Here is a 26,388-nt window from a genome sequence, read left to right on the forward strand (position 1 = left end):
CGCGGCGGCCGGGCTGACGCTCGGAGGGTGCGCGCATTTTTCGAAGGATGGCGGGATGTCTCTCGTCGCAGATCAGACTGGCAGTGTTCTCGGTGCGCCGGCGGTGAAAATAAGCAATGAGGCTGATGCTGCCGCAGCGCAGTCGCGCGTCAAATCGCTTTTGGCCAATCCTCTTACAACGGATGCCGCCGTGAATGTAGCGCTACTCAACAACCGCGCACTTCAGGCGGCCTACAATGATCTGGGCGTCTCCGAAGCAGACATGATTGAGGCGAGTCTTCCGCCCGCGCCGTCGTTTTCATTCACCCATCTCACAGGCGCCGAACTCGAGATCGAGCGGCAAATCACGCAAAACATTCTCGCCCTGCTGACCCTGCCACGTCGCCGTGAAATCGCGCAGGACAGGTTCAAGGTTGCCCAAGCTCAAGCTATCGAGGCGACCCTGGCGACAGCTGCTGAAGCACGGCGGGCCTATTATCGGGCAGTGGCAGCAGCGGAGACGGTAAAGTTCCTCGAGCAATCCCGCACGTCCGCCGACGCGGTGTCGGAACTGGCGAAGAAGTTGGGCGAGACCGGCGCCATGCCGAAGCTCGATCAGGCGCGCGAACACGCTTTCTACGCCGAAGTGAGCGGGCAGCTTGCCGTCGCGCGTTTGAAGCAACGCGGCGAACGCGAGAAACTTAACCGCGTGCTCGGGCTTTGGGGGGCCGAACTCGCATATCGCTTGCCCGTCAAACTCCGCGCCCTACCGGCGATGCCGCGCACGACGGCGGATGTTGAAACGGAGGCGGTCACATCGCGCATTGATCTCCAGACCTCGCGAATGGAATTGGCCGCTCTCGCCAAGGAGTACGGTCTTGCGCATGCGACACGGTTCATCGACGTGCTTGAAGCCAGCGGCGTGAGCCGAAACGAAATCAAGAGCGGCGAGCGGACTCCCCGTAACGGTTACCAGCTAAATTTCGAGATTCCGATCTACGATTTTGGGGAGGTCAAGACTAAGCGCGCCGAACAAACATATCTCCGCGCCGTAAACATGCTCGTGGACAAAGCGGTGAACGTACGGGCAGACGCGCGCCAAGCCTATCAGGCCTATCGCGGCGCCTACGATATCGCGCGCTACTACGACAAGACGATCCTGCCGCTGCGCGAGACGATCTCAGAGCAGACGCTTCTCAACTACAATGGCATGCTTTCCGATCTCTTTGGCCTTTTGACCGACGCGCGCGATCGGATCAACGCCAACGTGCAGGCCATCGACGCCAAGCGCGACTTCTGGCTTGCCGACGTGGATCTGCATGCCGCGATCATCGGTGGAGGAAGCACGAGTTCCGGCGGTGCGAGCCAAATGCAGCAAACCACAGCGCAGAACAATTAATGAAGGAACGAAACCCCATGACCTTTTCGCGTCGCAACTTCCTCGCAACCTCCGGGCTCGCGCTCGCGGGCGTTACGCAGGTGACCGGCCGCGTTGCCGCCGCGTCGATTCCTGAAGCGCCCACCCAGCCGTCCCCTCTGATGCAGCCACCGTTGTATCCTTCGAGCGGCCCCGAATACCAGCCGGTGGTCACCCTTAATGGCTGGACGCTTCCTTGGCGGCAGAACGGCGACTGGAAGGAATTCCATCTCGTCGCCGAGCCAGTCGTTCGCGAAATCGCGCCGGGCATGAAGGCCCATCTCTGGGGATATAACGGCCAATCGCCGGGCCCCACCATCGAAGCCGTTGAAGGCGATAGGGTCCGAATCTTTGTCACTAACAAGCTGCCGGAGCACACGACCATCCACTGGCACGGCATGCCGGTGCCGAACGGCATGGACGGCGTTGGGGGGCTGACACAGCCGCAGATCAAGCCCGGGCAGACCTTCGTCTACGAGTTCGAGATCCGCCGCTCGGGTACCTTCATGTACCACCCGCATGCGGACGAGATGCTGCAGATGGCGATGGGTATGATGGGCTCGTTTGTGGTGCATCCGAAGGACGCCACTCAGCATCGTGTCGACCGTGACTTCGTGTTCCTCCTAAATGCCTACGACATCGAGCCGGGCGCCTACGTGCCTAAGGTCAACACTATGCTCGATTTCAACTTGTGGACCATGAACAGTCGGGCGTTTCCCGGCATCGATCACTTGGTGGTGCGCAAAGACGATCGGGTGCGCATTCGCTTCGGCAATCTTACCATGACCAATCATCCCATGCATTTGCATGGTCACGAGTTCGAAGTCACCTGCACGGACGGCGGCTGGACCAGGCCAGAATCGCGTTGGCCGGAGGTGACGGTCGATTGCGCCGTCGGACAGATGCGCGCGGTTGAGTTCATCGCAAGTCACCCGGGCGACTGGGCGTTTCACTGCCACAAGTCGCATCACACGATGAACGCCATGGGGCATGACGTGAAAACCTACGTCGGCGTCGACCTCAAAAGCTTGCAGCAAAAGATCTCGAAGGTCATCCCCGGCGGCTACATGCCGATGGGAGAGGCGGGCGGCGCGGACATGGCCGCGATGGAAATGCCGCTTCCCGATAACACGCTGCCGATGATGACCGGCTACGGGCAATTCGGTCCGATCGAAATGGGGGGCATGTTTACGGTGGTGAAGATTCGTGAAGGCCTTGACCGCAACAATTACAAAGATCCCGGTTGGTTCAATTATCCCGAGGGATCCGTCGCGCGCGAGTGGAGTGGCGAACTCGCCGAAGCGGAGACAGCGCCGACAGCCGACCGCAGTCCCGATGATGTGCAACTTCGAGTGGTGAAGCCATCGGGTCCGATGAACCACTAATCGCAAACGGAGAGATATCTATGTCGCGCAAGGCTCAAATTTTCGTTGCCGTTCTGATCCTCGGTAGCGCAATGCAGTTCGGCGTTCCCCCCTTGATGCTTGCCCACGCGATTGCGCACGAGGGCGAAGACGACGATGACTTTGCCGCCGGCGAACCCGGAGATGCGAAGAAGCCGTTTCGCGTCGTCGAAGTCACGATGTCCGAGCGAGAAGGGGCGATGATTTATTCACCCGCCGAAGTCGATGTGAAAATCGGCGAGCAGGTCAAGTTCGTCATTCATAACGTCGGCGCGCTCAGGCACGAATTCCATCTAGCTTCGATACAGCAAAACGCAAGCCACCGAATCGAAATGCAAAAAAATCCGGAAATGGAACACGACGATCCTAACGCGCAATCCGTCGAGCCGGACAAGGAGAAGGAAATTCTCTGGCGGTTCTCAAAACCGGGCGAGTTCGAATTCGCCTGTCTCATTCCCGGCCACTACGAAGCCGGGATGCACGGAAAGGTCGTCGTAAAATGAGCGACCGAGAGGGCGAACGCCCACACCTTCCGACCATCACAAGGAGTTTGTTCGATGAAGCGATTTAGAACTGCAATGTTTCTGGGCGCCTTCGCGTCGCTATTTTCAACCGGGTCTATGGCATGGGCGGCGGACGCGATGACTTTGCCGATGATCAACGGTCAAGTGAAGAAGATCGATGAGAGCACCGGCAAGATCACGATCAAGCACGACGCCATCACCAACCTCGACATGGGCGCCATGACGATGGTGTTCAAAGCCAACGACCCGGCGATGCTCAAGGAAGTAAAGCCCGGCGACAAGATCAAGTTCAGCGCGGACAAGGTCAACGGTCAGATCACGGTCATGATGGTTCAAAAGGCCAAGTGACCGAAGGCGGGCGGCCGCCGTACCCCCGTCGGTCGCCCGCAATTCGTACAACTTTCAAACAGGCTGTTTCAGCGGCAGGATTAAATATGCAACCGTCGCAAACGACGAAATCATTCACGCGTCTATCGAGGGGGATGGCGCTCATCATTGGTGTTCTGGCGGGAAGTGCCGTCGACGCGGCGGCTTTTCCGACTTTGCAAACTGCGGGCGCCCATCAAAGACTTCGGATGAATCTGGTCGACAATCGCACCTATCGGCACTGCCATAACGGAAGGCGATTCGTCGAGTGTTATACGCGCAAATTCGGGCAGAAGGATGCGGCGCCCCCGGGGAGCGGAGGCACGCGCGATCAGAACCCGTCTCCGGAAACCGGCGCACTGCACCGGCATCGTCTCGCGCATCGCGATAGACGGCCATGAACCGACACCATCGCCCCTTTGTTCGAGCTTCTATCGCTGTGCTCGCGGTGTCAGCCGGTGCCGGGATTTCGCTCGCCGACGTGGTGACGGATTGCAGATCAGGAAATGCCGTCCGGGCGATGCAAGGCTGCAGTATCGTGATCGAGAGCGGCGCACCCGCGCCGATGAATTTGGCCGATGCATATGCATACCGCGCCAACGCTTCGGAAGCGGTGGGCAACCATATCGGTGCCCTCGCAGACCTCGACATGGCCATTCAGTTGAACCCAAACCAGGCTGGCCTGTATAGCAATCGCGGCAATGTTTACCTCGCGTCCGGAAATGACGACAAGGCTTTGGCCGACTATGGCGAGGCGATCCAACGGGATCCAAATTTTGCCGGAGCCTACTTCAACCGAGGCAACGTTTATAGCCGTGAAGGGAAACTTGCTCTGGCTTTGCAGGATCTTACCGCCGCTGTGCACCTCAGCCAAGCATATGCGCCAGCGTACTATAACCGGGCCATCGTGTATCTCCGGCTCGGGCATCCAAGAGAGGCCCTGGCGGACATTCGACAGACGCTCAAATTGAATCCCCACCATCAAGGTGCTTTGGACGCCATCCGCAAATTGGGGATTTCGACCGGCATGCGCTGAGTTGACTTCGTCGACATTCCTCAAATTCTCAAGAAAAGCGAACAAGATTGCGAGAAAATCCTACGGCGAATTTATCGGGAACGGCGCATCGTCCGCGAGGTTACATTTCAAGCCTCCGACCACCTTTTGAAATAAAAACGATCTACGTATTTATGAAAATGAGGAGTCTCTAATGTCGTATGCGCGTTTTGCAGCAATGATCGCCACCGCGACCGTCGTGATGTTTGGATTGATGTATCTAAACACCTACGCCCTTGACCATGTTTTCTACAGCCAGACGCGCATGTGGATGGCAGCGGTGATGGGCGCAGTGATGGCGATTTTGATGCTCGTCTTCATGTGGTCGATGTACAAAGACGCGCGCATTAATGCTGCGATTATAGCCGTAAGTGTTGTCGTCTTTGCGGGCGCATTGTGGCTCGTCCGCAGCCAGGAGACAGTGAGCGACGTCAGCTACATGGAAGCGATGATCCCGCACCATTCGATCGCAATCATGACAAGCGAGCGAGCGCACATTCGCGATCCCCGCGTCCGCAAGCTCGCGGATGGAATCATAGAGGCGCAGGTGCGTGAGATAGGCGAGATGAAGGCCTTGATCTCTGACCTCGAGCGCAATCCGACGCCGCCGGACGCCAAAGACCTGGCCCCGGCACACTGAAGCCGAGCGCCCGGAGCCGAAACCTTTGAGCGGGGGAAGATTTGCCATGGAGTTAAAACGAGTGCTGCATTGCGCCTAAGCCGAGGAGTTTGATCCCTCTCATCGGGACATCGGCTTCGAGCATGTGTGAGGCTGTGATACCTCGCTGACGAAGACCGGCGCAAAACCGCCGCCGGGGGTCCGGAAATTGGTGGTTTGTCCCTCGTAAATTCGTGCAGCGATCAACTGGACCTTGCCGGCGTAGGTGTAATTTCGCAGGTCTGCCTTCATGCTCTGGATTTGGCCATCTATCGAGATTGTCCGCGTGCTGGGCGGTACAATCGCCTGGGCCACATAGTCTGAGGTCAAAATCTCATCCCATACCTTGCGAGTGACCTTGTCGCCTCGATAAACCGCCTTACCCCCAAAGCCCGAACTTGGCTTGAAGAATAGCGAGTTGCGTCGCCTCCATAATTCCTTCGGATCTGCGAGCTTCACCAGCTCAGTGCGCGGTATACCGGTAACCAGTTCGGCGATCACTTCCTCCGCGACGCCCCACGCCCTCAGGATTTTATCGTCGCTAAGGATGGCTAAATTCTTCTTGTTGGCGAATAGGGCGTGCGCGTGCGGATTGGGGGTTATGACCACTTCGCCAGTCAGATAGGCCTCCCGAAGGGGCTGGCTCTCCGGTCGGGCCAAGCCGAAATCAGTAAGACGGTTATAGACCAGATCAACACGCTGCCCGGCATGCCACAACGCGCCATCACGAAGTGACAACGCGTCCGGCGTGGAAATGAATGCCGTTATGCCGCGGGCTTCAAACATCCGCTGGAACAGGACGAATTCCGGGTAGAGATATTGCTCCTTAGGCGAGTGATCCACAATCGCGATTGACCGCAGCTGGCTCGTGCGACCTTGACGGCGCCATTCACTTTCAAAGCTTGCCATAAACTGGTCTAGAAGCGCGTGCAGATCGAAAAGCGTGGCGGCTGAGGTGCCTATCTGATTGCAACAGGCCCGCTGAGCCTGCAACAGGTAAGCATTGATGAGAGCGCCACCCGCGTTGGTGTTAATCTCTATAAGTTTTGGCCCATCCGCACCCAAATGGAAATCATAGCCCATGAAGACCCCGATGGGTCCAGGCCGGAAGCGCGCAATATTAGGCGCATGGTCCAAGACGGCGGATTGGTAGGATGGAAGACCGGCAACCATCTCGATGCCGCGTATGATCGTCTGCATTTGTTCGGCGTGAGCCGTAGACAAGAACAACGGTTGCGCCGCGAGCAAATAAGGGCGCGTTTCTGAAAGCTCACGGAAAAATGCGGGATCGTTCACGACTCCTTCGGCCGCTTGCCGCAGAGCCGCAATATCCAGCGTGACGCAGGCACAGTCGGTATTGAGCCGTTCGATATTGTGCGCCGCTTCCGCGTTCATGCACGCTCCTTAAGTGTTGTCGATGCTTGTGCGGAGCAGCTATTTTTGAGCACTACGTCGACCAGTCACGTCACGGAAACGTACCACCAATTTCATCGGACAATCCTAAAAGATCGTCCCGCAGTGCCAAGAGCGGGCGCAGCGGAGCGGACGTGAGTAGATTCCGAGTGTGACGCCCTTCTTCTTGTGGCTCTAATGTAACCGCGCAAATTTTTAGAATCCCCAGGAGAAAGATCGTGTCAAAGAACGACGATACGCTTGCAAGCGGTGGCGGCGAGGTTGGCGAAAAGCTTCTTGGCCCGGAAGAGTTCTCAATTTTCGACAATCTGCGGTATGCGTATATCGAGCCCACAAATGCCGAATTGGCGCTTATTCGCATTCGCGTGATCGCGCTGGAGAACTTGGTAATCGCATTGCTCGCTGGAGCGTCTGATCGACAGCTCCAAGCCGCCCGCGAAATGGCGAAATATATTTCGCCCCGGCCTGGCTTCACCCTTCATCCTTTGACAAGCCAAGCGGCCGTCCACATGATAGAGCTTGTTGATAGAGCCGAGCGCTTTTGCACCAAGCCACCTTCGTGAAACATCGGTACCCTGGCACCGAATAGCCAAAACCAAACGCCCTGCGTTGCTTAATACGCTATCATAGTCCGCCGCAACACGGCGATTTGACAGAGAAAAACCGATGCTGATTCAACCGATCGACATCTTCGTCTACGCTTGGCTGATCGTGGCGGGGCTGTCGGCTGCGTATGTGGCGTGGGACCAATTCACTGCAAACCCCGAACCGGCCGTCATGAAGTGGGGCTTTGTTTTAATAACCCTCTATATGGGTCCTATTGGCTTGCTGCTGTATGTTATGGCGGACAAAGAACCCCAACCGGGAGGCCACGAAGAGTTCATCAAACCGCTTTGGAAGCAGGGTGTGGGATCGACAGTCCATTGTGTTGCCGGAGATGCCACCGGCATTGTGGTTGCTGCCGTCATTACCGCCTTGATCGGACTGCCGATGTGGTTGGATTTGATCGTCGAATACACTGCCGGGTTCCTGTTCGGCCTTCTCATCTTTCAGGCGCTGTTCATGCGCAAAATCATGGGAGGCAGCTACGTCGAAAACGTTCGCCGAAGTTTTCTCCCCGAACTCATCTCGATGAACTGCATGATGGCCGGAATGGCGCCCGTCATGATTTATCTCATGATGGGGCGTGACATGCGCGCAATGTTGCCCGGAGAGCCGCTGTTTTGGGTGGTGATGTCGCTTGGTATCACCGCCGGTTTCGCGGTGGCGTATCCGGTCAACGTATGGATGGTGTCGCGCGGAATGAAGCACGGGCTCATGACCGTGCGCGAAGACTCACACGGCGACCATGATGGAAAATCTGTGGGCGACACCGGCGGCACGAAACATGGCATGCAGATGGCCGAGCCAGCGGCAGTTGGGGCGCAATCGCGCCATCAGGGCCCGCAAGGCCAGATCTCGATCGTCGCAGCCATGCATCACAACCATCCTACAACCAATCCAACGCATGACATGCAGAATGCTGCGACGCGCCCCCAATTGGTCGCCGTCACCGTGTTCTCATTGCTGATGTTGCTCGCGGGGATGACCTTGCCATCAGCCTTTTTCAATTTGCGACTGACCGCAGAAGAGGTCGGCGGGACCATCATGCCGCCAGGTATGATTATGACTCAGGAGACATCGGCCGCCGCGATGCTCGACATGGCAGCCGTGGATCCTCGCCAAGTGACCGCTAGCTATGGTTTGGACAAACGCGGAGCGCAAACGCTGGCGCCTCGCATCGAAAGCGGCGTAAAAATCTTTGATTTGGAAACATCCGTCATCCGCTGGCAAATACTGCCTTCGATCTTCGTCGACGCCTATGCCTACAACGGTCAAGTACCAGGACCTACGTTACGCTTTCGTCAAGGCGACCGCGTGCGAATTAACGTGACCAACCGGCTACCGGATTCGACCACCGTGCACTGGCACGGACTGATCCTGCCCAACGTCATGGACGGCCCGGCTCATGTAACGCAAGCGCCCATCGAAAAAGGACAGACGTACAGTTACGAGTTTACAGCTGCACAGTCCGGAACCTATTTTTATCATTCGCATGATCACGTCGACCGACAGCAATCCTTGGGACTTTACGGCGCACTCATTATCGACCCGGCAAATCCCGCCGACGAGATTGCTGCAGACCACGATTACACCATCCAATTGCAAGAGTGGCTGGTGCGGGACGGCCTGACCTATCCAGCGATGCCGATGGAAGGGGGCATGCCGAACTATTTCACCATCAATGGTCGCGCCTACCCTTCAACCGACACCATCAAGATGAAGGTCGGAGAAACACTCAAGATTCGCTTCATCGGCTCCAGCAGCGGATTCATTCATCCCATGCACGTCCATGGCGGTCCGCTCCTTGTGGTTGCTCGTGATGGCGAGGCACTTACGCCGACGGCTCGCTATAAAGCCGACACCATCAATGTCGGGCCCGGGCAACGCTACGACGTGCTCTGGACCGCGCTAAAGGCGGGCAAATGGTTGATTCACTGCCACATCTCACACCATACCACGAATAATAATGCCGAGCAGGAGGGTGGCGGCGGCCTGATGATGGTTATTGATGTGGCCCGTGATGCGAAAATTTGAAATTAATTTCCGCAGCGGTTCGGAAACGAGAATTTAGACGGCTGAGCTGCGCTTCGAAGCTGTCCGAGTTTGGCGCCCGCGTCGCGCACGACAATCTAGTTGCCGGGATCGCATGCAGCATACGAATTCTGAATCTTTACAGCTCCGGACATCGCCAGCGAGACTGAGTACATTCCGAGACTGCCTGCTTCGCTTGCGATCGCCTAGAATCACCTATGTGCACTCGGATTCGGAGTCTAGTCGTGATGAATGGATGGGACATGGGCTGGGGAGGCGGCGGTATGTGGTTTGGTTCATTGTTCTGGATCGGACTCCTCCTCGTCGTCTTCGTGGTTGCGATTAGTATGTTTCGGCGACAGAGCAGCGGTCCCGATAGTCGAGAGTCGGAGCGTGGAACACCTCGAGAAATTCTCGATGCGCGCTTCCCCTAAGGCGAAATCGAACGCGAGGAATACGAAACTCGCCGCAAAGCACTCGTTTGAGTTATTCGCCGGCTGATGTGATTCCTTTTGACGTCCTTGGCTTGCTGCCTAGGCGGGCGCGGATGGCCAGCGCCAAGCAGTTGGGCAACGGGCCTTTCCATCAGCGACGCTATGCTGGCGCTCTTTCTACGTGGAATTCGAGTTGCTGAGACTGAGCTTTGTATTTGGACTCGTGGAGAGCTTCGCATGGCGCTGGTATGATCTTCGGAACGTTGTATAATTTTTTCGTGATGCCTTGGCCTAGAGCGATTGCGTGCGCGAAAAATGCCGATCCGGCTGACCGGCGAACCTTCAAATTCCCGGCTAGCGCGGTGTATGTCGCGGCTGGAATAGCGCGCACCCGATCAAGACGTCGCTCAGAAAGTACAAATCACGATGACCGTCCTAGAAAAATTCCAAGGTGACGACGATCACGCTTCTCCAGAGGTCGATGCAGGGAAGATCCGCGATCCCGTCTGCGGGATGTCCGTCGATCCGAGCAACGCAAAGCAACGCTCCGAATACGGCGGCCATTGGTATTATTTTTGCTCGACGACATGCAAAACGAAGTTCGACGCTGCGCCAACCTCGTATGTGCAGCCAAAGCCGACAATGAAACCGGTGCCGTCTGACGTGATTTATACATGCCCGATGCATCCGCAAATCAGGCAAGTCGGCCCCGGGAATTGCCCAATCTGCGGCATGACGCTTGAGCCGGTGAAAGTAACCGCAGAGGCAGAACCGAACGTCGAACTACACGATATGATGCGGCGCTTCTGGGTTGGTCTCGTCTTGACCTTGCCGGTTTTCATCCTTGAGATGGGAGGTCACGTCTCACGCCTCGGTCTGCATGACCTTGTGTCACCGCAGGGCTCGGTCTGGATTCAGTTTGTGCTGGCGACGCCTGTCGTGCTGTGGGCCGGCTGGCCATTTTTCGTGCGGGGCTGGGCATCTGTACGCTCGGGCCACTTGAACATGTTCACGTTGATCGCGCTCGGCACCGGGACTGACTACCTTTACAGCCTCGCCGCAACCTTCGTGCCGGGGATGTTCCCAGCGGGGTTCCGGGGCATGGGCGGTACGGTCGCCGTCTATTATGAAGCCTCCGCGGTGATCACCGTTCTCGTACTGCTCGGACAGGTGTTGGAGTTGCGTGCACGCGACCAGACCGGCGGGGCCATTCGCGCGCTGCTCAACCTGTCGCCAAAATACGCGCGACGCTTGCGGGATGGCACCGACGACGAAGAAATCCCCGTGGAGCAGGTTCAGGTCGGAGACCGCTTACGTGTTCGCCCCGGCGATGGTGTGCCCGTCGACGGTGTCGTGGTGGAGGGCAAGAGTGCTGTCGATGAGTCGATGGTCACTGGCGAGTCTATGCCGGCCCCAAAGATTTCGGGTGACAAGTTGATCGGCGGCACTATCAATGGCAACGGCTCGATCGTCATGCGCGCCGACACAATAGGCGCTGGCACCGTTCTCGCGCGCATCGTCGCCATGGTTAGCGAGGCGCAGCGCAGCCGGGCGCCAATCCAGCGCATGGCGGATACGGTATCCGGTTATTTCGTTCCGGTCGTGCTTGGCATCGCCGTCATTGCCTTTATCGCATGGGCGATATGGGGGCCTGCACCGGCACTCGCTTACGCTATGATTGCAGCCGTGTCGGTCGTCATCATCGCCTGCCCATGCGCTTTGGGACTTGCTACTCCCATGTCGATTATGGTCGCCGTCGGCAAAGGCGCTGGAGCCGGCGTCTTGATCAAGTCGGCAGAATCCCTGGAACGGATGGAGAAGGTCGACACCCTTGTCGTCGATAAAACCGGAACGCTGACCGAGGGCAAACCCAAGGTGACAGCCGTGGTGTGCGCACCTGGAGTGAAGGACAGCGACTTGCTCCAGTTGGCGGCAAGTCTCGAGCGATCGAGCGAACATCCGCTCGCCATGGCCGTCCTCGCCGCCGCCAAAGAAAGGAATATCGCCAACGAGGAGCCGACCAATTTCCAATCCGTCACCGGCAAAGGTGTGACCGGAAAAGTTGGCAACCGTGTTGTCGCGCTCGGCAACAAAAAGCTCATGAACGACAACGGCATCGAGCTGGGTGACCTTGCTGGAAAGGCGGACGAACTGCGAGCTTCTGGAGCTACCGCACTCTTCGTCGGTGTGGATGGCAAGCCAGGCGGGGTCATTGCTATTGCCGATCCGATAAAGTCTACGACACGGTCGGCGCTCGAGAGCCTGCGCGCAGATGGCATCCACATTGTCATGCTGACGGGCGACAACAAAACTACGGCTGAAGCAGTCGGCCGCCAACTTGGTATCGATGACGTCCAGGCGGAAGTTTTACCCGAAGACAAGAACCGTATTGTCAAGAAACTGCGCGCGGCAGGCAAGGTTGTTGCTATGGCGGGCGACGGTGTGAACGACGCGCCAGCCCTGGCCGAAGCCGACGTGGGCATTGCCATGGGCACGGGCACCGAAGTCGCCATGCAAAGCGCCGGGGTCACCTTGGTGAAGGGAGATCTCGCGGGCATCGCACGCGCAAGGGCCCTCAGCCGGATGACCATGGGTAATATCCGGGAAAATCTGGTGTTCGCATTCGCTTATAACGCTATCGGCATTCCGATCGCGGCTGGCGTGCTCTATCCGAATTTCGGGATCCTGCTCAGTCCGGTCGTCGCAGCGCTCGCGATGTCTCTGAGTTCAGTGTCGGTGATTGGGAATGCTTTGAGGCTCCGGGCGAGCCGATTGTGACCATAACAGAAAGACGGAATACGCTGAGATTGGCATTGTCATAGTTATGGTCCTGCTCGCGGCAGCGGTCTGATTTGGTTTGTCCGCGACACGGGTTCTAGCAGCGCTGTTCGTGGGGGGCAGCGCATTGAGTAGAAATCCTCAGGTCGCGATGCTCTCGAGCTTCTGAAATTTGCGCCGCTCACTGATGGCCAATCGACCGCGATGCGGTCGTTGAAATTCCGGTAAAAGTTGAGCCGTTGCGCCAAGGCCTCTTGTATGGTTTGCCAGCCTGCGAGCCCATGCGAGTGCGCGATCAAGGTTGCATTTGGTCGTGGCGGACGAAGCTCGGGGCTATCGGGCGAAGGTTTGCTGCCACGATGCGCAGGGGGTTGGCTGGCTGTTTAGGGTTCGCTTCGGTGGGTGGCGCCCCGACATTCAGATCCGGAATCCATCCCGGCATGAGAGCGTCGAGCTCCGACTTGACGATGGGTCCGGTGCCAGCGAACGGGGAAAGGTCACCGATAAGCGCGGACAGGTCCGGTCACCAATGGCGAGCAAAGGCGGCAACTGAGGAAATCGAGAAGCGAGATAATTTCTGATGTCGAAGATCGTGAACGACGCGCCTTCGAAGTCTTTGGCGATATTGGCATCGCCGATCGGATCGAGACGACGAAGGTATTGTGCTGGAACATCATTTGAGAGCGATATCGGAAGCGTGGCGGGGCGGATGGATTTATCAATTCGGCAGCAATTGTTTCGGCCAACTGTTGGTCCCGATCAAATACAATGACGTAGTTTCGAGGCGTCACTTCGAAAATCTGCGTTTCGAGTTCGGGAAAGCGCCCGCACAACATGACGTCGGCGCGGCGAGCAAACGAGCTTTTGTCGGGCGCGTCAGGCATGATTTCAATCTCTTCGAGGTGATGATTAAGCAGTGCTGGTGGTAAAACATAAGTCCGACCAGGCGCGGCTTAACAATTCTTTAAAATTCTAGATTTTCGATTCCTATTTTCTTGTCGGCAATTTTTTACTGCCGTACTCTCGGCCTTGGGCACGGTTTTTCGTACGTGCTTAGTAGTGTGGCACTCGCGGGCAGGGCTCATTTCCCGTTCGCGGCTAGAGTATAGGCGGTGGCGTCATGGCGCGTCGGGTCTTGAAGGGTGTCGAACGCTTTCTTGATCGTCACGGTAAGCCGCGCATCTATTACCGTCCGAATAAGCGCGGTCCTCGCGTCGTCTTGCCAACAAATGCCAGTTGGGATGAGTTTCTCATTGCTTACGAGGCAGCCCGTGTGGCGTACGCTGGCATGTTGATGGCGCTGCATGGCGCGGGGCTCAATCAAGAGTTTTCCAGTCATGGCAAGTAATCGACGCGGCCGGGGCAGGGGCCCGACTAGAAGATATGCATATCGGATGCATGAGCGGCGCATCGGGTGCGGGTGTCTGCTTCGCTTTCTTCGCGAATACTCGCTCGAAAGTCCCGCCTCCATACCTTGACAGATTCTAGAATTTCGTTCCCGTTGGCTTTGGAGTTTGGTGACATGCGTAGTCCGCGAGCGATTGCCGGCTGGCCGCGATTGATGTCGGCGGTTACGGCTGCCGCGTACTGCGATGAAGTTTCCGTGGAAGCGTTCCGCGATTCCGTTGGCCAGCTGTGGCCCCGGCCGCTCAAGATCAAAGGCAAACACGAGCGATGGCTGAAAGACGACCTGGATTTGGCAATCGAGGCGCTGACGACAAAGCCCGAGCACCGCTCGGACCTCGCCGACATATTCTGAAGAATGGCTTGCGCCGGCCGGCGGGGTGGCCCGCTTATATGCACGACCGCCCGCTCAAAACGGGTGGTGTCGGGTATTATTGGCAGCCGCCGCCACGCGACGTGAAGAAGGGTTTTAAAATCGCGTCGATGGCATTGGGCGGTGACTATGCGGCTGCGCAGGCGCGTGCCAACGAGCTTAACACCGCGCTGGCTGCTTTCAGGCTCGGCATTTCGACAAGCGAAGAATTGGTCGGCGAGAAGACGGGGACGATCAAGTGGCTGTTTGATCGCTACTTCGAAACGACGGCGTTCAAAGCGTTACGGGAGAGAACGAAGCAGGGCTACGAGTTGGTCATCAACCGGACATTGAAACTTAAAAGCAAAGAGGGGCGACCGCTTGCGGAATATCGTCTTAAAGCGCTGACCCCCTTGGCGGCTGATCGCATCTATCAGCGCATGCTGGAGGGTGCGGACGGAGGCGAAGCCGTCCGGGTTGCCAACTATTCGATCACCGTCATCAAGCGAGCATGGAAGCTTGTCAGGCGGCAATATCGGCAAGAATTTCCGATCGAAAATCCGTGGACAGATCTGGAGCCACGCAAAAAATATAAGTCAAAGAAAGCAGCGAGCAGGGCCCAGGCTTATGCTTTGTCGGCGGCGATCAAGGAATCTGGCCATCCCCATCTCGGGGTCGTGCCCCTGATCTGTTACGAATGGCATCAGCGGCCGGAGAACGTGCTTGCCGGATCGTTCAAATGGTCGGATTGGCGCCCTGAGGAACGGCCTACCGCTGTGCGTATCGAGCATACCAAGACCGGCGAAGAGGTGTGGATGCCGCTGGAAGACAAAGTCGACGGTAAGGTCGTGCTTCTGTTTCCCGAAATTGAAGCCTATCTGGCGGAGCTCGAGAAGATCGGTGACGTGGTGGTCGTGACACCTGGCGTGCGCGGTGCGAGACATCCCTATAGCCATGAATATGCCTGCCGGAGGGCAAAGGAAGCACGGATCGCGGCGAAGCTGCCGGCTTATGTCAACTTCGATACTTGCCGGCACGGCGGCATGACGGAATTGGGCGACGCGGACGCCACGGAAGCACAGATCATGGCAGCGTCGGGACACCGGTCGCCTGAGGCAGCGCGCAAATACATCAAGCGGACCGAGCGGCAGCGGCTGGCGGCGGTCAGAAAGCGCCGAGCGATGATGGATAGTCTTGATGTGGATGGTGACGAATGAGCCGGTGAAGTTTGGATGGGCGCACCGCAGACATTGCTATGCGGAGATTGGAGTTCGGCACCATTCAAACTTTTTCCGCTCTGGTCCCCCGTTCAAACTCCTGAATGATCAATAGGCTATTGATTTTGCTATGTTTTATCTTCAAATACCTCGACTGTTAATCGGATGGTCGTAGGTTCGAATCCTACCCGCGGAGCCAGAACAAAACGCTATAACTTATTGAAAAATATAAATATTTTTAGAACGAAAAAATGCAATTTTGAATTTGTCACACAAATTGTCACACATTTTGTTACCTTTTTAGGCCGGCATTTTTGTTCTGTTGAGGGGCCTCGATCGAGATTAGCGAGCGGGAATGTATGCCTAGACAGCCTCGGGTCTCTCGGCAGGAAATCGCTCTCATCAAAGCAATGCTCGGGCGAGGAGACTTTTCGAAAGACCGCATTCAATCCTATTTTTCGCGACCCGATCGGACCGTCAACTACGGTCGGATCCACAATATTGAGTCGGGGAGGATTGGCCGGGACATTGAGCGGGCGTCTGAGGAAGAACTCGAAATTTTTGTCAGGGATTTCGGTAAAGCACCTTTGCGAACGCCGACGGAGGTCGATCCCCTTTCGGCGGAAACCCTTACTGATTTGCTGAAGGTCGATCCGGCCAGACCAGATCGTCTGTTAAAAGACGAAAGCGATTTGTACGAAGCAAAGGAAACGTTTCATACACGAGGTGCTCAGTTCGCAAAGTACGCCAAGACCGCAGCGGGCCTTGCGAACGCGGGGGGCGGGTACATTGTATTCGGAGTTAAAGACGAAACACTCGAAATTGTCGGGCTTCCCGATGGTCGGTTCGCGAGCACCGATAAAGCAGATTTGACGATGAGGTTTGACCAGCTCCTAGCGCCAGCCATTCGCTGGGATCGCACGAGCTTCGTGGTAGCTGGCAAGGTGGTGGGAGTAATTTATGTCTACACCGCAACTCGAAAGCCGATTATTTCTAGGATGGACACGGAAGGCCTTAGAGACGGTGCGATTTATTATCGCTACGTCGGTTCAACACGCGACGTTCGCTCAGCGGAACTCAATGAGATTTTGGGATCTCGCGACCGTCGGGCCGGGGAAGATTTTTCGCGTCTGATTTCCCGGGTGTCTAATATCGGAGTGGAAAATATTGGCCTTCTAGATGTTGATACCGGGCGTGTGGAAGGTACGCACGGCACTTTTCTAATCGATGAGGACCTTCTTCCAAAGCTGCGGTTCGTAAAGGAGGGTGAATTTTCTGAAACGACTGGAGCCCCAACGCTGCGCCTGATTGGTGAAGTGGAGCCAATTGAAACTCCCAAGCCGACTACCATTGTTGTGCGAGGTCACGCACTGTCTGAGCATGACATTGTTCGCAACTTTATACAGCAACGACCAACAGACGATCCAAAGCAATACATTCGTTTGCAGCTTCACCTACAGTACAAGCTTTTGCCGCTATTCTTCTTTGCGGCCAACGCTGCATTGAAGAAAGACACGCTTATCAAGTTGATCGAGGAAGAGCGCGACGTCAGCAAATACACAGCCAACAAAATTTCTGCGCGCGTTCTAGGTCTTCAGCTCCCAACGGAAAGCAGAAAGAACTACGAGGAAATAATTACGAAGCTGCTCGCAGGGGAAATGCCCCGGGTCACTCCTGAGAATGCCATCAAATTGGCGAAGGCTGTGCGTGCGATGAAGTACGCAGAAATAGCATCAATCGACGTCTTCAAACTTCTCAAATCGTTGCTCGTCGCTTATGACGAATCGCCGGATCACGGTTTTTATTCTCAGCTGCGGATAACAGCTAGTTACGTCGACGACATTCAATTCCGGAACGAGGTCATGATCTGAATCCCTGTCACACATTCTGTCACACAAATTGTAACACAGAGCGTCGAAAAGCTCAGCAAATTCAATGCGACACCGAATCACCGCACTCCTACCCGCGGAGCCAGAAAATCAATCAGATAGCTCGCGCCTAGTGTCCGCAGATTTCGCTTGGCGGAAGCCCAGCGGACCATTGTCGAAGCCATTCGCGCTCCGCGCTGAACATCCGCTCTTGGAGCATCCTTGCCTAGCGCTATCGGCCATCGATGATGGAGCTAGAAAATGAACCCGGAGCTTTGGTCCAACGGGCATGGGCTCCTTGAAGCGAGCCATCTGCTGAGCGGCACTACGGTCCAAGGGTCGAGATAGCTCACGTCAACTAGCGGCTTAGATCGAACGTTGCCGGACGTTACTGCCTCCTGCAATGCCGGCGAGCACGTCGTCACTAACGTTGGGGGGACATGCGGATTATATTTTGCGCGGACTTGAATGACTGCGCTTGCGGGGATAAACGACGGAGTGGGCTCGCATTTTCCCTGGAGCTTGAGTGGCAGGTATTATCACTGCTGCTTTAGTCTGAGGACGACTGCTACATCGGCTGAACTCAAGATCAGCCGCTCCTAGCGGATTATGTTTTCGGATTGAACATGCCGGACGGAGCATCGGCTCCAAGAAAGACAGAGGAGAAACCGGCGATGAGCGCGCTCGGACATGCCTTTTCAAGGCTGACAGGGAAAGCGGTGACTTCGTCTACGAAAATTGCCAGGCTCAATCAACGCATTAGCGTTCTGCAGAGCGAGAATGAAGAACTACGGGCAAATTTGTCTAACCGCTCCGGAGCAGCCGGGACCGAAGAGTATGATCTGGCGTCCGCGCAACGGCTTCGTGACCGCATGGCGCATATCCAGCCGTACCTGCCGGTGAGCACATCGGGTGTGTTTTCCTTTTCCCAGCATCAGCAGGAGCTGTTTGCTCTGGAAACTTTAAACTTCAAGCGGAATGGCTTTTTCTTGGAAATCGGCGTCGGTACAGGGGTCGCCTACTCGAATACTTTTCTACTGGAACAAAAATTCGGCTGGCGTGGAATTCTTTGCGAGCCCAACCCAAACTACGCAAATTCGATCAGAGAAGCGCGATCGTCGATACTCGACACGCGCGCCTGCTACTCTCGCTCCGGCGACACGGTGCGCTTCCTTTGCGTACCGGGAATTTACGGATTGCTCTCGACGATCGCCGACTTCACTGAGTCTGATCGCCACAGCCGGTGGGGTGAAGAGGTCGAAGTAAAGACCGTTTCGCTGAATGATCTCCTGACAGAGCACGGCGCGCCGAGGGAGATCGACTTTATATCGATGGACACCGAAGGCTCTGAAACCCTTATCCTTGAGGCATTCGATTTTTCGAAATGGGACGTTTCGGTCATGACGATCGAGCATAATCTAGTGCCCGGTCGAGTTGAAAAGTTCGATTCGATTCTAAATCCATTCGGCTACAAGCGAGTCTTGGCGAATGTCTCTAACGGCGATGCTTGGTATATCAAGGACCGCAAGTAGGAAACGATGTCTCTTCATCAAATTCTGCACAATCTCGTCGGGGCCGCTATTGCGGATAAATCAGCTCATCCGCTTCTGATCCCGGACGCCGACCGGTGACCGGATCTAGGCAGAACGTATCGGAAGGCGGCCCAACATACGGAGGGTCACGTTGCGGCCGAACCGGAGGACCGGGTAGGCCGCTCGAGAGATTTGAGGCGAAGAAAATACGAGAGCATTAAGTCTGTTGATGAGCCCGGACGGCGTCGTCATCAACGCGAGCCGATTGATGCAGTCGGCGCCGGAATAAATATTACCGCCGAACATGAGCGCCATTTCGTTGTCAAGTTGAACTCCCGCGGCTTCGACATAGCCGACCGCAGGATGCGAGCTTCTTGCGTCGACCAACTCGACTTTGCCGATAGCATCGCGCAACCGCAGCAGGCCCACATACCTGCTGCAGAACGGGCAATCACCGTCGTAAACGATATAGGTGTTTTGCTTATCGAACATCGATCCTATCGGCCGTATGCCCAACGACCGTTCTCTTCAGTTGACCATCCTCAAGCTTGTAACACACAGACTCGACCACGAGGTTGTAAGCTCGCACGTCTTTGAGAGGGATTTGCGTAAATTCCCTATACAGATAGGGATTGCTCGGCTGATGGTGAACCCTCAGCAAGTAGTTATATCTCCCAAGCGTTGCTTCCCTTTGCAGCATTTCGGCGTGATGGGCGCGCACGAACCGTCCGATCCGTTCCAATCTTTTGGCCTTTGCGTCGTCGCTCTCTATGCTCGCTGGTACAGCCGGTTCTGGAGGTGGGCAGTATCCCGACGTCAGTTGTCGACTATAGGCCCGGGCGGCGTTCCACGGGGTGTAATCATACTGTCCCGCATGGCTGGCCGTATCCATGTAACCCAGAGACACGCCGAACGATTGGCTCAGGAAAAAAGAGGCCGGTACTCGAGCCTTCCCCGTATCGGTCACAGCCTCGAAATAGGATTGCCGCGCATCGGCGACGTCGAACCAGCCCAACCGGGCAGGTTTGTAGAGATGGAGCGCGGGAATTCCCAATGCGATCGTCAGAAAGCATGCAAGCTTTGCGGAGTTGGAAATTTGCTTGAGCGAATATGCTGCGAGCAAGACGGTGAAATTATTCCATATCCACGGCCAGAAAAAGAGTCCGCCCATGACAAATATTCCGATATGGAACATGTCATAAAATACCGTCGCAACTTTCAGCCAACTCAACCGCCAAACGCAACAAATAGCGAAGAGCTGAAAGCCGAAAATGACGAGATTCAGCGGAACCGCGAGAGCGTGCATCCCGTCATATACCGCTTGTACGAGCGACGGCCATTGCGCAATCGGCAGCGCCCCTTTGTCGAAGGCGTACGGGATCAAATTCTGCGTCTGATTTTCGACTATCCATGTCCAGAGATGCGGCCCAGCAGCAGCCTTGGCGATAGCAGACCAGAAGTAATTGCCGAGATGCAGGCCGAAAGCGATGAAAGTTACGTCTTCCTGTAATTCCTGCTGATCCCACTGCGGAAGGATGATGCTTCCCCAGCGTGTGACGATCATGGAAAAGACCGTCAGGTAGATCGTCATGTCGACCATGTATCGAATGTCGAGGAGCGACGTCGACATCCCGGCGATCCCCTGCATCATGAGACGACTCGACAGGATGTAGATGGCCACAGGGATATTGAGTGCAGGGGAGAAAATGCTTGCGATGCCACAAGCGACCGCGAAATAATATCCAACGGAAATGTACTGAGCGTCCCCGGCGAAAGCGGTCGCCGCGAGAGTGAGATCGGGGGGCTCGACGAGGAGATACGTCAGCAATCCAAGGCTCGATGACCGCAATGCAATTCGCATCACCGGGACCAAGGTCGAATAATTCAGGTGTAAAAACAGGCATGCCAGTGCGCTGACGAGAAGCGGAGCGAAAGCTATTGGAGCGCTGTGAGGGGCGGCTTTGATGAAGTACAGTCTCAAGCTCGCGTGGAAAAGCGTGATGCTTAAGAGAGATAGAACGACAAGAACGGCGATCGTCGCCAAGCGCTGAGAGCTTAGCGTCTGTTGCCGAAAACTCTGGTTGATTGTGGTCCCTACCGACATTCCAGAGCCCCCGCCGACCGCCTCCAATAATAAAAAGTATCGGCCCGGACGGTGGGAGTAAAGCTGAGCAGGGCGAATATGCCACCGTTTCGCAGCCGTTCGACAAGCTTGCAACAGCATTTCTTCCGCATGTCAATTTGTCGAGGAAACGGCTGAATTTCGCAGGGAATTGCAGCAACCCGCAAACGGTGAGTACGAAATAGCGGGAAGTAAGTCGGGCGATTTCGGGAAAATAGTGATGACTCGCGTATTGCGATTTTGCCACGCTCTCAGTGGATGCTGTTCAAACCCAGAGTGATCACGACTTTTGCTGCAGTGCCGCAGAGTTGGAGCACTCCAACCGTGTCTCGCCACGCTTCGGAGGTCGGAATCCGCATCAATACGTCGCGCGATCTAGAGCTGATAGCCGAAGCGACGTCAGGGGCGGATGCGTGCTCCAGTGGGTTGCTCAGCAAAACGCACCGCGATCGTTCTTTAAATCTCCAGATCACATCATGCACAGTCTTGTTGCCCTTGCCTGGATATTGCCCGTCGCTTTTCTGGTCGCGATCCACGCGTTATTCGGTGTGTTGTTTTCACACGCTCGGGAGCCGGACGATGAAGACCTGAAGAAGCAGCGTCCGATCGCAAAAAGCTCGTCTTAAGTGGTTCCTCCGGTGCGAAACGCATGTCCTCAACGCTGAAGAGCGCCCACGTTACGTACGTCACACCGATGTTGGTCTTTTTGTATACGAGCCGCGTCTCTGACCAGCGGGGCGGCTTCTGCCACGATATGTGCGTGAAAGCGTGCCCAACGGAACAGGCGGGTCGATTAAAAGCCGCTATCCTCCGCCATCGAAAGTTGGGACATTTTTCGCGGAGATCAGTTCGATGGGCGAGTTACAACAAGAGCTAGAGCGACTCCTGAGCGAACTCGCCGAGTTGGACAGGTGTTCCGCGTTTGATGACGGCGGAAACCGCGTGTTGGTGACGATGGCTCGCCGTGGGACAAAACAGGCAATCGCTGAAGTGCGGCGGCTTATCGGGCAGGGAACCACAGCAAATTACACGTTGGCTGCTCAATGAGCATCGCTGTCGCCTATGTTCCGCCAAGTCCGTCTTGGCTTTTCTTCTGGGGGTCCTGGCCGGATACAGCCGTCAGCTGTCTGGGGTTCGCCTTGATTTTCCTGATCGCCATCATGTTTTGGAGAAGCAACTGACGCGCTTTTGAAATCAATTATGCGCCGCATAAGACTGCGCCGCACCCCACCGAGAGTTTCGTTGACAATCGATTCAGCAACCGCCGCCGTCGCGGTTGCACGAACGGACCGCTCCTCAGCATACGTTTTTGCTGCTCGTGAACGGCATTCTCATCAGCACCGCTCGCGCAAATCCCTGGCGTGACCGTCATCGTGCACCGAAATGGCGACGGCCGAGCCAGCGTTTGCGGCAGTTGCATACGGTAACACACTACGAAGGGGACGTGCGGTCTGCCAAATTTTAATCGCGGGTGGTCGTCACGTGCAGAGTTGAGCCCGTTCGCACGAGGCGAATGCTCTCACGTGCCCGATCAACTGAGCCTTCACGAGCAGCAAAGAACATTTTAGCCTCGGGAGTAACAACCATGTTTAAATTAATTTCGACAGCGCTCACACTTAGCATCATGGTATCCGCCAGCGCCGCCCAATCGGCATCGGCCGAATATAGACCATGCTACTCCATACCAAAGAGCAGCGTTCCGTGCACAGTTAGACCACAGACGCCGCAGCTCCCCATTCCGCAAGGTTTGTAGAGAAACGCACGGCAGCGATATAAAAATGTCGACGTGAGACCGGCGTTGCCCGGTCTTAGTTGGCATTCACGTATTACGACCCAAACCGTTGGCGCGTTCACGGAAGAGAACAACTCGACGAGCTGAGGGCATCGTCCCTTTTCACACCCTTTCGTAACGTCGAACGGTGCGGCATCGATTGATTACTAATAAAGTACATAATACACTGGACGGCAGATGGCGTGGTCCATCGCGCCACGTTCAAGGTTAGCCGCGATCAATAAGGAGGTCCTGGGCGACCACCGGTTCCGGACGCGATAGCACGCAATAAAAGGCGCTTCCCCACGGGGATAGCGATCGTTATATTCGCAGGGCTATATCGATTTCGGCAACCCCCCGAGTTTTTCAATGTTCGTACGTCAGATGAGCTATCTGGTTGCCCTTGCGCGTGAAAAGCATTTTACGCGAGCTGCCGAGAAATGCCACGTCACGCAGTCGACGCTTTCGGCCGGCCTCAAGGCTCTCGAACGCGAACTCGACATGCGCCTCGTCTTGCGCGGACCGCGTTTCATCGATCTGACGCCCGAGGGCGAGCGGGTCGTGGCGTGGGCATCGCAAATCATTTCCGATTATGAGAATCTCAAACAGGACGTGGCGGGTCTTCGCAAAGGCTTGAAGGGTAAGCTGCGCCTCGGCGTCATTCCGGCGGCGATGCCAGCCGTGGCGAAGCTGACGTCGCCATTTTGCGCCAAGCACCCGGGCATCACGGTCGACGTTTTCTCGATGACATCGGCTGAGATTCAAAGCGGTATCGACAAGTTCGAGCTTGATGCCGGTCTCACGTACTTGGAAAACGAGCCCTTAAGCAACGTGCGCAAGACGCAGCTCTATCGCGAACGGTACTTGCTGGTGACTCATGTCGATAGCCCACTCGCCCAATCCGATGCGATTTCCTGGAACGAAGCTGTTGCAGAAAATCTCTGCCTCTTGAACGAGAGCATGCAGAATAGACGCGTTCTCAATAAGCTTGCTCAATCGCTCGGACTGACGCTCACACCTTCGGTGACATCGAATTCCTATCTCGCCATTTGCTCGCACGTCTGCACCGGAGAATGGTCGAGCATTATTCCACACACATTCTCCTATATTTTCCGCGGTTGCCGGGAGCTTGCCCTCATCGAACTGGTCGAGCCGAAGCACAGTCAGGCCATCGGCTTGGTCGTGTCGGACCGCGATCCCCTTTCTCCCATGGCCCATGCGCTTGTCCGCTGCGCCGCGCGCCTCAACCAGGACGATCTGTTTTCTCCGGCGCCGATCGCGCACTGATCGACGGCGTCGATGAGCCGAGAAATCTCCTTCGTTTGACTGTCTGGCCTGCAAAGCACGAGAACTCGCGCGCCCGGGCGAGGAAAGAGCTTTCAATGGCCGACGCCCGGGCGAGGAAGCGCGAGAGGAGCGATGCCGGCGGCTCATGAGAGCTGCCCCCATCTCACCTCACCGACACATTTGTCAGTCGTTCGGACACCTCCGGACGAAACGCGCCCTCATGGCCTCATTCATGATGGAGTTCGAAATGGCAAAGATCGTATGTGTGCTCTACGATGATCCCGTAACCGGATATCCCAAGTCGTACGCTCGCGACGACATCCCCAAGATCACGAAGTATCCGGACGGCCAGACGACGCCGACGCCGCACGCCATCGACTTCATTCCGGGCCAACTGCTCGGCAGCGTTTCGGGCGAGCTTGGCCTTCGCAAATACCTTGAAAGCAACGGCCATACCCTCGTCGTGACGTCCGACAAGGATGGCGCCAACTCGAAGCTCGATCAGGAACTGCCCGACGCCGAGATCGTCATTTCGCAGCCATTCTGGCCAGCGTACATGACGGCGGAGCGGATCGCGAAAGCGCCGAAGCTGAAGATGATCGTGACGGCCGGCATCGGCTCGGATCACACAGATCTGCAGGCGGCGATGGATCGCGGCATCACGGTCGCCGAAGTCACGTACTGCAACAGCAACAGCGTTGCCGAGCATGTGGTGATGATGATCCTCTCGCAGGTGCGCAACTACATTCCGTCCTATAACTGGGTCATCAAGGGCGGCTGGAACATCGCCGACTGCGTCTCGCGCTCTTACGATCTCGAAGGCATGCATATCGGCACGGTCGCCGCAGGCCGTATCGGTCTGCGCGTCCTGCGCCTGTTAAAGCCTTATGACGTGCACCTCCATTACATGGACCGCCACAAGCTTCCCGATGCGGTCGAGAAAGAGCTTAATCTCACGCATCACACCACGGTCGAGAGCCTCACCAAGGCTTGCGATGTCGTGACATTGAACTGCCCGCTGCATCCGGAAACGGAGCACATGATCAACGACACGTCACTCAAGAACTTCAAGCGCGGCGCTTACTTGATCAACACGGCTCGTGGAAAGCTCTGCGACCGCGATGCCATCGTCCGCGCACTCGAAAGCGGGCAGCTTGCCGGTTACGCGGGAGACGTCTGGTTCCCGCAGCCACCACCGCAGGATCATCCGTGGCGGACGATGCCGCATCACGGCATGACCCCGCACATTTCGGGCACGTCGCTTTCGGCACAGACACGTTACGCTGCCGGTACGCGTGAAATTCTCGAATGCTACTTCGAAAACAAGCCAATCCGGGACGAATACCTTATCGTGCAGGGCGGCAAGCTCGCTGGCGTCGGCGCGCATTCCTACAGCGCCGGCAACGCGACCGGCGGCTCGGAAGAAGCTGCAAAGTTCAAAAAGGTCTAAGCTGAAGATGCGGAAGCGCCGCCATCGCGGCGCTTCCGATTTCCTTTCAGACGACGGAGATCGCAATGCGCAGGGAAGAGCTGACGGAAAAGATCCTCGACATCAAGCGGGCGAAGGGCTGGACGTGGAAGCACATCACCTCAGAGATCGGCGGCATGTCCCCGGTTCTCGTCGTCGGCGCGCTGCTCGGCCAGATGAAGCTCGTAAAGCCGTTGGGGAAGAAGGCCGCCGCGCTGTTCGAGCTATCCGACGTCGAAGAGCGGATGTTGAACGAGGTGCCGTATCGAGGGACGACGATGCCGCCGACCGACCCGCTGCTCTATCGCTTCTACGAACTCGTCATGGTCAACGGCCCAGCTTGGAAAGCGTTGATCGAAGAGGAATTCGGCGACGGCATCATGTCGGCCATCGACTTCGACATGGACATCGAACGGCAGCCGAACGCTAAGGGCGACCGCGTTCGCATCACGATGTCGGGAAAGTTTCTGCCGTATAAATACTACGGCAACGTGCAAGGCATTCCGGAGGTTGGCTTCGCGGAAGAGTGAACCCTTGCTCTCGTCGCAGAGAAAGGCCCCGGCCCTAAGTTTGGGAATTTGGCCGAGGCCCTCAAAGGTCTGCATAGAGAATGTCAGGGTGCAACGACTCGAAATAGCTGTCGAGCTATTTTTATCATTAGCTGTGGATTTCTGCCGATAAGAGCGCAATCGCTACACGACGACGAT

The 26,388-nt window shown here is 56.4% G+C and carries 20 protein-coding genes; 17 read left to right on the forward strand and 3 right to left on the reverse strand.

What is annotated here, in order from left to right:
• The first annotated feature begins 55 nt into the window (after positions 1-55).
• From WC811_RS05365 to WC811_RS05390, 6 genes are all read left to right on the forward strand, one after another.
• Positions 56-1,378 carry a TolC family protein gene (locus WC811_RS05365; protein ID WP_372641791.1) on the forward strand — a complete coding sequence of 441 codons (1,323 nt, stop codon included), beginning with the start codon at positions 56-58 and terminating at the stop codon, positions 1,376-1,378.
• Between the two features lie 17 nt (positions 1,379-1,395).
• The gene (locus tag WC811_RS05370) at positions 1,396-2,781 is read left to right on the forward strand and encodes a multicopper oxidase family protein (protein ID WP_372641793.1); all 1,386 of its coding nucleotides are present in this window, start codon (positions 1,396-1,398) and stop codon (positions 2,779-2,781) included.
• Between the two features lie 20 nt (positions 2,782-2,801).
• Positions 2,802-3,302, forward strand: coding sequence for a plastocyanin/azurin family copper-binding protein (locus WC811_RS05375; RefSeq protein ID WP_372641795.1), 501 nt, complete (start codon positions 2,802-2,804; stop codon positions 3,300-3,302).
• Positions 3,303-3,356: 54 nt separating this feature from the next.
• Positions 3,357-3,671, forward strand: a complete 315-nt coding sequence (locus WC811_RS05380) for a copper-binding protein (protein WP_372641797.1) — start codon at positions 3,357-3,359, stop codon at positions 3,669-3,671.
• Between the two features lie 466 nt (positions 3,672-4,137).
• Complete coding sequence (locus WC811_RS05385) at positions 4,138-4,725, forward strand: tetratricopeptide repeat protein (RefSeq protein WP_372641799.1); 588 nt, start codon at positions 4,138-4,140, stop codon at positions 4,723-4,725.
• Positions 4,726-4,897: 172 nt separating this feature from the next.
• On the forward strand, positions 4,898-5,383 hold the full coding sequence (locus tag WC811_RS05390) for a DUF305 domain-containing protein (protein WP_372641801.1): 486 nt from the start codon (positions 4,898-4,900) through the stop codon (positions 5,381-5,383).
• A gap of 99 nt (positions 5,384-5,482) precedes the next feature.
• Here WC811_RS05390 and WC811_RS05395 read toward each other — a convergent pair whose 3' ends face one another.
• Positions 5,483-6,796: a hypothetical protein gene (locus tag WC811_RS05395; protein ID WP_372641803.1), complete on the reverse strand. Its 1,314-nt coding sequence runs from the start codon at positions 6,794-6,796 to the stop codon at positions 5,483-5,485.
• 236 nt (positions 6,797-7,032) lie between these two features.
• Between WC811_RS05395 and WC811_RS05400 the strand changes: the two genes are divergently transcribed.
• From WC811_RS05400 to WC811_RS05435, 8 genes are all read left to right on the forward strand, one after another.
• On the forward strand, positions 7,033-7,377 hold the full coding sequence (locus tag WC811_RS05400) for a hypothetical protein (RefSeq protein WP_372641805.1): 345 nt from the start codon (positions 7,033-7,035) through the stop codon (positions 7,375-7,377).
• Positions 7,378-7,480: 103 nt separating this feature from the next.
• Positions 7,481-9,451, forward strand: coding sequence for a DUF4396 domain-containing protein (locus WC811_RS05405; protein WP_372641807.1), 1,971 nt, complete (start codon positions 7,481-7,483; stop codon positions 9,449-9,451).
• Between the two features lie 857 nt (positions 9,452-10,308).
• Positions 10,309-12,660: a heavy metal translocating P-type ATPase gene (locus tag WC811_RS05410; protein ID WP_372641810.1), complete on the forward strand. Its 2,352-nt coding sequence runs from the start codon at positions 10,309-10,311 to the stop codon at positions 12,658-12,660.
• Between the two features lie 1,120 nt (positions 12,661-13,780).
• Positions 13,781-14,008 (forward strand): hypothetical protein, encoded by a 228-nt coding sequence (locus tag WC811_RS05415; protein ID WP_372641812.1) that lies wholly within the window; start codon positions 13,781-13,783, stop codon positions 14,006-14,008.
• 174 nt (positions 14,009-14,182) lie between these two features.
• Positions 14,183-14,419, forward strand: coding sequence for a hypothetical protein (locus WC811_RS05420; protein ID WP_372641814.1), 237 nt, complete (start codon positions 14,183-14,185; stop codon positions 14,417-14,419).
• A gap of 38 nt (positions 14,420-14,457) precedes the next feature.
• Positions 14,458-15,633 carry a hypothetical protein gene (locus WC811_RS05425; RefSeq protein ID WP_372641816.1) on the forward strand — a complete coding sequence of 392 codons (1,176 nt, stop codon included), beginning with the start codon at positions 14,458-14,460 and terminating at the stop codon, positions 15,631-15,633.
• 359 nt (positions 15,634-15,992) lie between these two features.
• Positions 15,993-17,504: an ATP-binding protein gene (locus tag WC811_RS05430; protein ID WP_372641818.1), complete on the forward strand. Its 1,512-nt coding sequence runs from the start codon at positions 15,993-15,995 to the stop codon at positions 17,502-17,504.
• Positions 17,505-18,175: 671 nt separating this feature from the next.
• Positions 18,176-19,033: an FkbM family methyltransferase gene (locus tag WC811_RS05435; protein WP_372641820.1), complete on the forward strand. Its 858-nt coding sequence runs from the start codon at positions 18,176-18,178 to the stop codon at positions 19,031-19,033.
• A gap of 105 nt (positions 19,034-19,138) precedes the next feature.
• Here the strand turns inward: WC811_RS05435 and WC811_RS05440 are convergent, their stop codons facing one another.
• Both WC811_RS05440 and WC811_RS05445 read right to left on the reverse strand, forming a co-directional pair.
• Positions 19,139-19,525 (reverse strand): DCC1-like thiol-disulfide oxidoreductase family protein, encoded by a 387-nt coding sequence (locus tag WC811_RS05440; RefSeq protein WP_372641822.1) that lies wholly within the window; start codon positions 19,523-19,525, stop codon positions 19,139-19,141.
• Positions 19,515-21,137, reverse strand: a complete 1,623-nt coding sequence (locus tag WC811_RS05445) for a hypothetical protein (RefSeq protein ID WP_372641824.1) — start codon at positions 21,135-21,137, stop codon at positions 19,515-19,517. The genes WC811_RS05440 and WC811_RS05445 overlap by 11 nt, the downstream gene beginning before the upstream one ends.
• Positions 21,138-23,295: 2,158 nt before the next feature.
• Here WC811_RS05445 and WC811_RS05450 point away from each other — a divergent pair.
• From WC811_RS05450 to cynS, 3 genes are all read left to right on the forward strand, one after another.
• Positions 23,296-24,213 (forward strand): LysR family transcriptional regulator, encoded by a 918-nt coding sequence (locus WC811_RS05450; protein ID WP_372641826.1) that lies wholly within the window; start codon positions 23,296-23,298, stop codon positions 24,211-24,213.
• A 247-nt stretch (positions 24,214-24,460) separates the two neighbouring features.
• Positions 24,461-25,663: an NAD-dependent formate dehydrogenase gene (locus WC811_RS05455; RefSeq protein ID WP_372641828.1), complete on the forward strand. Its 1,203-nt coding sequence runs from the start codon at positions 24,461-24,463 to the stop codon at positions 25,661-25,663.
• A 65-nt stretch (positions 25,664-25,728) separates the two neighbouring features.
• A complete protein-coding gene (gene cynS / locus WC811_RS05460; RefSeq protein WP_372641830.1) occupies positions 25,729-26,211 on the forward strand; it encodes a cyanase in 483 nt (160 codons plus the stop codon).
• Positions 26,212-26,388: the final 177 nt, after the last annotated feature.

Source organism: Hyphomicrobium sp. (genome assembly GCF_041659645.1).
Classification (GTDB): Bacteria; Pseudomonadota; Alphaproteobacteria; order Rhizobiales; family Hyphomicrobiaceae; genus Hyphomicrobium_B.